Annotated in this window: 9 protein-coding genes; all 9 read left to right on the forward strand. The window is 64.8% G+C overall.

Annotation, left to right across the window (positions count from 1 at the left end; translation table 11 throughout):
- Nucleotides 1-25 precede the first annotated feature (25 nt).
- The gene (locus tag AB4Y79_RS06555) at nucleotides 26-904 is read left to right on the forward strand and encodes a carbohydrate ABC transporter permease (protein WP_441859852.1); all 879 of its coding nucleotides are present in this window, start codon (nucleotides 26-28) and stop codon (nucleotides 902-904) included.
- Complete coding sequence (locus tag AB4Y79_RS06560; RefSeq protein ID WP_308930879.1) at nucleotides 901-1,821, forward strand: carbohydrate ABC transporter permease; 921 nt, start codon at nucleotides 901-903, stop codon at nucleotides 1,819-1,821. The genes AB4Y79_RS06555 and AB4Y79_RS06560 overlap by 4 nt, the downstream gene beginning before the upstream one ends.
- A 60-nt stretch (nucleotides 1,822-1,881) precedes the next feature.
- On the forward strand, nucleotides 1,882-3,393 hold the full coding sequence (gene arfA, locus AB4Y79_RS06565) for an arabinosylfuranosidase ArfA (RefSeq protein WP_441859855.1): 1,512 nt from the start codon (nucleotides 1,882-1,884) through the stop codon (nucleotides 3,391-3,393).
- Between the two features lie 185 nt (nucleotides 3,394-3,578).
- On the forward strand, nucleotides 3,579-3,896 hold the full coding sequence (gene mihF / locus AB4Y79_RS06570; protein ID WP_308930881.1) for an integration host factor, actinobacterial type: 318 nt from the start codon (nucleotides 3,579-3,581) through the stop codon (nucleotides 3,894-3,896).
- A 47-nt stretch (nucleotides 3,897-3,943) separates the two neighbouring features.
- The gene (gmk, locus tag AB4Y79_RS06575) at nucleotides 3,944-4,537 is read left to right on the forward strand and encodes a guanylate kinase (RefSeq protein WP_308930882.1); all 594 of its coding nucleotides are present in this window, start codon (nucleotides 3,944-3,946) and stop codon (nucleotides 4,535-4,537) included.
- A 16-nt stretch (nucleotides 4,538-4,553) separates the two neighbouring features.
- Nucleotides 4,554-4,814: a DNA-directed RNA polymerase subunit omega gene (gene rpoZ, locus AB4Y79_RS06580; RefSeq protein WP_026264487.1), complete on the forward strand. Its 261-nt coding sequence runs from the start codon at nucleotides 4,554-4,556 to the stop codon at nucleotides 4,812-4,814.
- A 38-nt stretch (nucleotides 4,815-4,852) separates the two neighbouring features.
- Entirely contained in the window at nucleotides 4,853-6,091 is a 1,239-nt protein-coding gene (gene coaBC / locus AB4Y79_RS06585; RefSeq protein ID WP_441859859.1) for a bifunctional phosphopantothenoylcysteine decarboxylase/phosphopantothenate--cysteine ligase CoaBC, read from the forward strand.
- Between the two features lie 76 nt (nucleotides 6,092-6,167).
- Nucleotides 6,168-7,403, forward strand: coding sequence for a methionine adenosyltransferase (gene metK, locus AB4Y79_RS06590; protein ID WP_441859861.1), 1,236 nt, complete (start codon nucleotides 6,168-6,170; stop codon nucleotides 7,401-7,403).
- A gap of 91 nt (nucleotides 7,404-7,494) precedes the next feature.
- Entirely contained in the window at nucleotides 7,495-9,570 is a 2,076-nt protein-coding gene (locus AB4Y79_RS06595; RefSeq protein ID WP_441859863.1) for a primosomal protein N', read from the forward strand.
- The last annotated feature ends 142 nt before the right edge of the window (nucleotides 9,571-9,712 follow it).

Here is a 9,712-nt window from a genome sequence, read left to right on the forward strand (position 1 = left end):
CAGACAGGGTTCCCGCGTCAAGACGATGGCGTCACGCCAGGCGCGGATGGGATGGCTATTTATCGCTCCCTTCGTCGTGGTCTTCGTCGCGTTCCTCCTTGCGCCCCTTGGGTACGCGCTCTACCTCAGCCTCTTTACAAAAGGCCTTGCCACCGGAACACGATTCAGCGGGCTGGAGAACTATATTCACGCCTTCTCGGACCCCCAATTCCTCAACGGCATCTGGTTCGTCATCCGGTTTTCTTTGGTTCTCATCCCGGTGCAAATGGCTGTGTCCCTGGCCGCAGCCCTTGTCCTGGACCATCTGACCACCAAAGTGGCCAAGTTCTCCCGACTCATGATCTTCCTTCCCTATGCAGTGCCGGCGGTCATAGGTGCGCTCATGTGGGGATTCCTTTACAGCCCCTCATTCGGGCCGTTGCAGCAGGCCTTCTCCCTCTTCCACGCTTCAGCGCCATTCCTTCTCAGTCAGGACAACGTTTTCTACGGCCTGCTGAACGTCGTCACCTGGCAGTGGGCCGGATATTACATGATCATCATCTACGCGGCCCTCCAGGGAATCGACCCCTCCCTCTATGAGGCAGCGAAAATCGACGGCGCCTCCACCCGGCAAGTCGCGTTCAGGATCAAGGTTCCCATGGTCTCCTCGGCGCTGGTGCTGATCCTGATCTTTGCGCTGATCGGAACCCTTCAGTTTTTCTCCGAGCCGCAAATTCTCGGCCCGGTCGCCAACGGGAGCATCACTCCCAATTTCACGCCGAACATCTACGCGTTCAATCTGGCATTCGGCTACGCCCAGTTCAACTACGCGTCTGCCATTTCCTTCTCCCTCGGCATTGTCGTCTTCATAGCCGTGTATATCTTCATGTTCGCCACCCGGAAAAAAGGGAGCACCTTGTCATGAGCGCAGCCACCACCGCAGCCGCCACCTCTGTCCGCGCCCCTGGCCCTTCACCCGACCGGCGCCGCAAGCCCCGCCGGAACGTGGTGGCCCATGTCTTCCTCGGAGTCCTGGTCCTGTACTTCCTGGTTCCTATCTGGTGGCTCTTCGTGGCGAGCACCAAGGACACCGAAGGGCTTTTCTCCGGTTCTTCCGGCGCCATGTGGTTCGACAGGAATTTCAACCTTGTCGCCAACCTCCAGGACCTCTTCACCTACAACGGCGGCGAGTACCTGCGGTGGCTGGGCAATTCAGTGCTGTATGCCGTGAGCGGCGGCCTGGGGGCCACGGCGATCTCGGTCCTGGCCGGTTACGGCTTCGCCAAATACAAGTTTCCGGGACGGAACCTGACCTTCGCCTTGCTGCTGGGCGCCGTTATGGTTCCCATGACTGCCCTTGTCATACCCACCTTTATCTTGCTCTCCAACCTCAAGCTGACGGACACGGTCTGGGCCGTTATCCTGCCATCGCTGCTTAGCCCCTTCGGCGTCTACTTGATGCGCGTCTACACCGCCGAGGCCGTGCCGGACGAGTTGCTGGATGCAGCCCGGGTGGACGGTGCCGGCGAACTTCGCACCTTCCTCCAAGTCGCACTGCCCCTGCTCCGTCCCGCCCTCGTCACGGTCCTCCTGCTTTCCGTCGTTGGAACCTGGAATAACTACTTCCTGCCGCTGGCCATGCTGTCGACCGCAAAGCTTTACCCGCTGACCGTCGGAATCGGGCTCTGGTCGCAACTGGCTTCCTCCAACAACGGCGGTGGCCATTCACTCTGGAGCCTCATCATCGTCGGCTCGTTTGTCTCCATCATTCCTCTCGTCGTGGCCTTCCTGACGCTGCAAAAGTACTGGCAGGGCGGCTTGTCCCTCGGAAGCCTCAAATAGGGTGCCGTTAGTACCAGGCGACACACCGACATCAACACATCACTTACCTGAAGGACAACTATGGTTTCCGCGCGCCTAACCATCGACCCGCAGTTCGCCGTGGGCCCCGTCAATCCACGCCTGTTCGGCTCGTTCGTCGAGCACTTGGGCCGCTGCGTCTACGACGGCATTTACGAGCCGGCCCATCCGAAGGCAGACGCTTCCGGATTCCGCACGGACGTCATGGAGCTCGTCAAAGAGCTCGGTGTCTCCGCCATCCGCTACCCTGGCGGTAACTTCGTCTCCGGCTTCCGGTGGGAGGACAGCGTCGGACCCAGGGACCAGCGCCCCCGGCGACTGGATCTGGCCTGGCACTCGACTGAGACAAACGAAGTCGGCCTGCATGAGTTCAGTTCGTGGCTGGAAAAGGTAGGCAGTGAGCTCATGCTCGCGGTCAATCTGGGCACCAGGGGAACCGAGGAAGCCCTCGACCTGCTGGAGTACACAAACATTCGTTCCGGGACTGAACTGTCCGAGCGCCGGGTCGCCAACGGCCGAGCCGAGCCTTTCCGCATCAAAATGTGGTGCTTGGGGAACGAAATGGACGGCCCATGGCAGCTGGGACACCGCTCGGCGGACGATTACGGCAAGATCGCATCCCGGACGGCAAAGGCCATGAGGCAGCTGGACCCGTCAGTGGAACTCGTGGTCTGCGGCTCGTCGAGCGCCCAAATGCCCACGTTCGGTGAATGGGAACGGGTAGTTCTGACACACAGCTATGACGATGTGGACTACATTTCGTGCCACGCCTATTACGAAGAGAAGAACGGGGACCTCGGTTCCTTCCTTGCCTCAGCCTCCAATATGGACCACTTCATCGAGTCGGTGGTTGCAACGGCTGATCACGTCAAGGCCGTCAAGGGCAGCTCGAAAACCATCAACATCTCCTTTGACGAATGGAATGTCTGGTACATCCAGCGCTTTGAGCAGATAGAGAAGATAGAAGGAATCGATAACTGGCCCACCGCACCGCGACTGCTTGAGGATGCCTACTCCGTCGCGGACGCGGTTGTTTTCGGCAACCTTCTGATGTCATTGCTTAAGCACGCCGACCGTGTCACCTCGGCTTCCCTTGCCCAGTTGGTCAATGTGATAGCGCCGATCATGACCGAACCGGGCGGCCCTGCGTGGAAGCAGACCACATTCTTCCCGTTCGCTTTGACTTCCAAACTCGCAAAGGGAAATGCCCTGGAGGTCAAGCTGGAAGCAGAAACTTACGCTACGGAGGTCTACGGCGTGGTCCCTCTTATTGATGCCGTCGCCACCCACGACGCCGATACCGGATCCACGTCAGTCTTTCTGGTCAACCGCTCCCAAACGGAAGAAGCGACTGTAACAATAGATGTGACGGCGCTCAGGGGCGTCATCGTCCTGGACGCGCAGACGCTTTCGGATGATGACGTTTATGCCAAGAACACCCTTGACCAGCCGGACCGCGTGGGGCTCAGCAGGAATAAGAGCGTTGCCGTCCGCGACGGCATAGTGGAATTGACTCTTCCTCCCGTCTCCTGGACTTCCGTGAACCTGGGCTAAGCGCCCAGTTGCGTCCGAATCACACCGTGCTGCACCGGTCCTGGCCAGCCCGGGTGATCCTCCAGGCGACCAGGACCTTAACTGTCCCCGATGCATTGCTTCGGGCTGCACCAGAGGGTATTTTCAGGACAGGTCCAAGGGCGGCCGCCCTTGGATGAAATCCGCCGACTCCGGGGGTGTCCGTGATGGTTCTGCGACCTTTATCTGCGACTGAACGGGCTGAGGCCCTGGGCAAGGCGGCAGCGGCAAGGGCCACCCGGGCGGCGGCCAAGGAAAGCCTTCGAAACGGGAACAGGTCCGCGGCGGACATCATCGGCTCAGCCCTTGAGGACGACGCCCTTGCCCGGATGAAAGTGTCCGAACTGCTCGAAGCCCTTCCCGGCATCGGGAAGGTCCGTGCCGCGGCCATCATGCAGCAGCTGGGCATCGCGGCGTCCCGCCGGGTCCGCGGGCTGGGCGTCCACCAGCGGCGGGCGCTGGTAGATTTTATAGACGAGCATTAGCGCGGGCCCGGCGCCTGCGCTTCCCCAACCTCCAGTAAAAGGAATACGTGAGCAAGAAACCCGGACTGACAGTCCTCGCAGGTCCGACGGCTGTTGGCAAAGGCACCGTGTCCACCTACATCCGGGACAACTACCCCGAAGTCTGGCTTTCCGTCTCGGCCACCACCCGCGCCCCCCGGCCGGGTGAAGAGGACGGTGTCCACTACTTCTTCAAGTCCAAGGAGGAGTTCGACCAGCTCATCGCTGACGGTGAACTCCTGGAATGGGCCGTGGTCCATGGACAGAACACCTACGGCACGTTGAAGAGCACCGTAAACCGGGCGATCGCCGAGGGCCGCTCGGTCCTGCTGGAGATCGACCTCCAGGGCGCCCGCCAGGTCAAGGCGGCCGTCCCGGACGCGCAGTTCGTCTTCCTGGCCCCGCCCACGTGGGACGAGATGGTCCGGCGGCTGGTGGGCCGGGGGACCGAAACCCCGGAGGAACAGCAGCGCCGGCTGGAAACCGCTAAACTGGAACTTGCTGCTGAACCGGAGTTCGACCACACCGTCATCAACGACGACGTCCGCCGGGCAGCGGACGAGCTTGTTTCACTCATGGGGCTGACACCGCATCCACATCTGCCGGAACCGTCAGCCCGCTAGGAATTTGGAGAAATTCGTGTCTACGAACCTTGAAGGCATCATCAACCCGCCGATCGACGATCTGCTGAAGGTAGCGGATTCCAAGTACGGCCTGGTGATCTTCGGTGCCAAGCGTGCTCGTCAGATCAACGCCTACTACGCCCAGCTGCACGAGGGCCTGTTCGAATACGTCGGCCCCCTGGTCGACACCAAGCTGAACGAGAAGTCGCTCTCGATCGCGCTGCGCGAGATCAACGAAGGCAAGCTGGTCTCCACGCCGATCGAAGCCGCAGAGTAGTCCTGCAGCCGAACTGACTCGCTGTTGACGGAGGTCACGTGCGCATAGTCCTCGGAGTCGGGGGAGGGATTGCCGCCTACAAGGTGGCATCGCTCCTCCGGCTTTTTACTGAAGCCGGCCATGACGTCACGGTGATTCCCACCGAAGCGTCCACCCGGTTCGTCGGTACCGCCACCTGGGAGGCGCTGTCCGGCAACCCGGTCAGCAACAGCGTTTTCGATGACGTGCACCTGGTCAACCACGTCCGCCTGGGCCACGAGGCCGACCTCGTGGTCGTCGCGCCGGCCACGGCCGACCTCCTCGCCAAGGCCGTAACCGGCCAGGCAGGAGATTTGCTCACCAACACGCTGCTCATGGCGCACGGCCCGGTGCTCTTCGCCCCCGCCATGCACACGGAGATGTGGCAGCATGCCGCCACCCGCGCAAACGTCGAGACACTCCGCACGCGCGGGGCAGCAGTCCTTGAACCCGCCTCCGGCAGGCTGACCGGCGCCGATTCGGGACCTGGCAGGCTCCCGGAACCCCAGGCGATCTTCGAGGCCGCCATGGCCCTGGTGCAGGGCCGGTCCGATTACCAGCTCCCCCTGGCCGGGCGCACCGTCACCATCAGTGCCGGCGGCACCCGCGAACCACTGGATCCCGTCAGGTTCCTCGGCAACCGGTCTTCCGGCAAGCAGGGCGTGGCGCTGGCCGTCGCGGCGCGGAACGCCGGGGCCACCGTGCGTTTGCTGGCAGCCCACATGGAGGTCCCGGCGCCGGCGGGGGTCGAGGTTCAGCGAGTGGAAACCGCCCTGGAGCTGCGGGAAGCCGCACTGGCCGCAGCCGCCGGATCCGACGTCGTCATCATGTCCGCCGCCGTGGCCGATTTCCGGCCCGCGGAGGTATCGGACACCAAAATCAAGAAGCGGGACGACACCGCCGACCCCGTCATCACCCTGGTCCGCAACCCGGACATCCTGCAGGAGCTCGTGGAGCAGCGTAACGGAAGCCGTTCCGGGGCCGGGCAGCTCATCGTCGGGTTCGCTGCCGAAACAGGGGACAGCCAAGGCGACGTCCTGGCCTACGCCGAAGCCAAACTGCAGCGCAAGGGCTGTGACCTGCTGGTGGTCAACCATGTGGGGACGGACAAGGTCTTCGGGCAGGACTCCAACGCGGTGGTCATCCTCTCCCGGGCCGGCTCCGAACCACAGGAGGCGTCCGGGACCAAAACCGAGGTTTCGGAAGCCATCATCAGGCGCATCAGCTTTGAACTGAACCGCGTTTCGCCCCGCGCCTGAAGTGTTTCAGGCCACGTTTGCTTAGCACGGGGACATCTCCCGCCTGGCAACCAACACCAACCAGTAAGGTAGTTGAGTGACTTTACCGCTGCACCTTCCCCAGCCTCATGGGGCCACGCCCCCCGCGCTTCGGCTCTTCACGTCCGAGTCTGTCACTGAGGGCCACCCGGACAAGATCTGCGACCAGATCAGCGACGCCATCCTGGATGCGCTGCTCGCGGCCGACCCCGAGTCGCGCGTGGCCGTGGAAACGATGGCCACCACGGGCCTGGTGCACGTGGCAGGCGAAGTCACCACCGACGCCTACGTTGAGATCCCGCAGATCGTCCGCGAGACCATCCTGGGAATCGGCTACGACTCCTCGGCCAACGGCTTCGACGGCGCCCGGTGCGGCGTCTCCGTCTCCATCGGACAGCAGTCCAACGACATCGCCGGCGGCGTGTTCAACTCACTCGAGGCGCGAGAGGGCCGCCAGGAGGACGACTACGACCTCCAGGGCGCAGGCGACCAGGGCCTGATGTTCGGCTATGCCAGCGACGAGACCCCGTCCTACATGCCCGTGCCGATCTGGCTCGCGCACCGGCTCTCCGAGCGGCTCACCGAGGTCCGCAAGACGGGCCAGCTGGCCTACCTCCGCCCTGACGGCAAGACCCAGGTGACCATCGGCTACGACAAAGACGTCCCCGTCTCCGTGGAAACAGTGGTGATCTCCAGCCAGCACGCCGAGGGCGCCAGCCTGGAGCAGCTCCGGGCCGACCTCGCCGCCGTCGTCATTGAACCCGTCCTGGCCGGCGCCAACCTGGACCTCTCGCGCACCGCGAACATCCTCAACCCCGCCGGTGAGTTCGTCATCGGCGGACCGGTCGGGGACGCCGGGCTTACCGGCCGCAAAATCATTGTCGACACCTACGGCGGCATGGCCCGCCACGGAGGTGGCGCGTTCTCCGGCAAGGATCCGTCCAAAGTGGACCGGTCCGCTGCGTACGCCATGCGCTGGGTGGCCAAGAACGTGGTGGCCGCAGGACTGGCCAAGCGTGCCGAGATCCAGATCGCCTACGCAATCGGCCAGGCCCGCCCCGTGGGAACATACGTTGAGACGTTCGGGACTGAAACCGTTGACCCGGCCAGGATCAGCGCCGCCATCGCCGAAATCTTCGACCTCCGCCCGCGCGCCATCATTGACGCCCTGGACCTGAAGCGCCCCATCTACGCCAAAACCGCCGCACACGGGCACTTTGGCCGCGACGATCCCGACTTCACGTGGGAACGCCTGGACCGGGTGGACGACCTGAAGGCGTTCTTCAACGCCTGACCGTTCGCGTGCCGGCGGCCGGAAGACCATTGTCAGTGCCGGGTGCTTGACTGTCCATGTCCAACCCGGTAGCTGAACGGAGGTAACCGCCATGGTTGCTGACAGTTCGGTGCAGCCATCGCTGCTGCAGGGGTTCCCGGCCCGGGCACCCTCCGCCGGCATCACCACGGCCGCGCAGCTGCCGGTGGCAAGGGTCCTCGTGGAGTCCTCACTGCCGCACCTGGACCGCCCTTTTGACTATGCCGTACCGGCCTCGCTCGACCAGGACGCCCGGCCGGGGGTGCGGGTCAAGGTCAAGTTCAACGGCCAGGACCTGAACGGCTTCCTCCTCGAACGGGTGGCGGAGTCCGACGCCGGACACACCCTGGTGCCTTTGGCCAAGGTTGTTTCACCGGTTCCGGTCCTCACTCCTGCGGTCAGGGATCTCGCCACCGCCGTCGCAGCCCGGTACGCCGGTACTGTCAGCGACGTCCTGCGCCTCGCCATTCCACCCCGCGTCGCCAGGCTGGAAAAGGACTTTCCCAGCTCCGCCGATTCCGGGGAGGCGGGCACCCTTCCCGGTACCCCCGGTCCGTCAGCCTGGACCGCGTACGGCACCGGCCCCGCGTTCCTGCGGCACCTGGCCGGCGGCGGAGCACCTCGAGCGGTGGTTAACCCGCTTCAGGGCTACGGACCCGCAGGGTGGCCGCACCTGCTCGCCGAGGCTGCTGCAGCCGCCTACGGCTCAGGCCGCGGCGCCCTGGTTGTGGTGCCGGACTACCGCGACCTTGACCGGCTGGAGGCAGCACTGAAGGACGTGCTGCCCGAAGATGCAGTTGCCCGGCTCACCGCAGATGACGGACCCACGCCCCGGTACCGGAACTACCTGCGCCTGCTGGGAGGTACCGCCAAAGTTGCCATCGGCACCCGTTCGGCTGCCTTCGCGCCGGTACAGGACCTGGGGCTGGTGGCCTGCTGGGACGACGGCGACGACCTCCACATCGAGCAGCGCGCACCCTATGCGCACGCCCGGGAAGTCCTGCTCCTGCGGGCAGAACAGGAAAGCGCCGCCTGCCTGCTGGCCGGACACTCCCGCAGCACGGAGGTCCAGCGCCTCGTGGAGTCCGGCTGGGCCGTCCCCGTCAGCGCCGCGCGCGGCACACTCCGCGCGACCGTACCGCGCGTTGTCAGCACCGCTGACAGCTTCGAGCAGGCGCGCGACCCGCTGGCCACCATCGCCCGGCTTCCGCACGCCGCCTGGCAGGCCGCCAAGGAAGGCCTGGAGCGCGGACCCGTCCTGGTCCAGGTGGCCAGAGCCGGCTACGCGCCGTCCCTGGTATGCGAAACGTGCCGCCAACCGGCGCGCTGCGGAAACTGCCAAGGGCCGCTGGCACTGGCGGGCACGTCAGCGCTGCCCCAGTGCCGCTGGTGCTCCACGCCGGCCCCGGACTGGAAGTGCTCCCACTGTGGAGGCAGTCGGCTCCGGAAGGGGGCTACCGGGGTCCTGCGGACTGCCGAAGAACTTGGCCGGGCGTTCCCCGGAAAGACCGTCATCACGTCCTCCGGAGACCAGGTAAAGGCCCAGGTGGGGGAAGCGAAAGCCCTGGTGGTGGCAACTGTAGGGGCGGAGCCTGTAGCCACCGGCGGCTATGCGGCGGCCCTGCTCCTGGACGGCGATTCCCTGCTGCGGCGCGAAACCCTCCGCGCCGGCGAGGACACGGTCCGCCGGTGGTTCAACGCCGCCGCACTGGTCCGGCCTGCCCCGGACGGCGGACTGGTGGTGGTAACTGCCGCTGACACAGCAGCCACCGGCGCCCTGCTCCGCTGGGATCCGGCCGGCTATGCCCAGCGTGAGCTGTCCCTGCGGATGGAACTCCAACTGCCCCCGGCCGTCCGGATCGCATCAGTCACCGGGCCGCGCGCCGCCGTCGAGCACTACACGGACGCCGTGGAGGCCGGGCTCGGCAGCGCGGGAATAACCGTGCGCACTGCAGGCCCTGCACCGCTGATGCTGACCGCTCCGGCGTCCGGCAGGCGCTCGGCCGAGGACGTCCGGACCCTGCTGTTCTTCCCGTATGGCCAGGCGGCCGCCGTCGTCCGCGTCCTGCGGGTCACCCGGGCAGCTTCTGCCGCCAAGCGGACCGTTGAGCCGGTTCAGCTGCGCCTGGACGGGGTCGACGTCCTCTAGACGATATGAAGTGAAACGGTTACTCCTGTCCGGGTCCGGCCCATTATCGCCGGGCGGTCCTGCAGCGCCGGCTGGATGTGATGCTGCTGGCCCTAGGCGGGAACTGGCGCTGCATGCCCTGTTCCCGGCGCTGATGTCCCTT

This window comes from Pseudarthrobacter sp. YAF2 (assembly GCF_052113345.1).
GTDB lineage: Bacteria > Actinomycetota > Actinomycetes > Actinomycetales > Micrococcaceae > Arthrobacter.

What these genes read in the sequence shown, in the direction of transcription:
- arfA (WP_441859855.1), top strand. Translation starts at nt 1,882, where the DNA reads ATGGTTTCCGCGCGCCTAACCATCGACCCGCAGTTCGCCGTGGGCCCC.
- mihF (WP_308930881.1), top strand. Translation starts at nt 3,579, where the DNA reads ATGGTTCTGCGACCTTTATCTGCGACTGAACGGGCTGAGGCCCTGGGC.
- AB4Y79_RS06560 (WP_308930879.1), top strand. Translation starts at nt 901, where the DNA reads ATGAGCGCAGCCACCACCGCAGCCGCCACCTCTGTCCGCGCCCCTGGC.
- AB4Y79_RS06555 (WP_441859852.1), top strand. Translation starts at nt 26, where the DNA reads ATGGCGTCACGCCAGGCGCGGATGGGATGGCTATTTATCGCTCCCTTC.
- AB4Y79_RS06595 (WP_441859863.1), top strand. Translation starts at nt 7,495, where the DNA reads ATGGTTGCTGACAGTTCGGTGCAGCCATCGCTGCTGCAGGGGTTCCCG.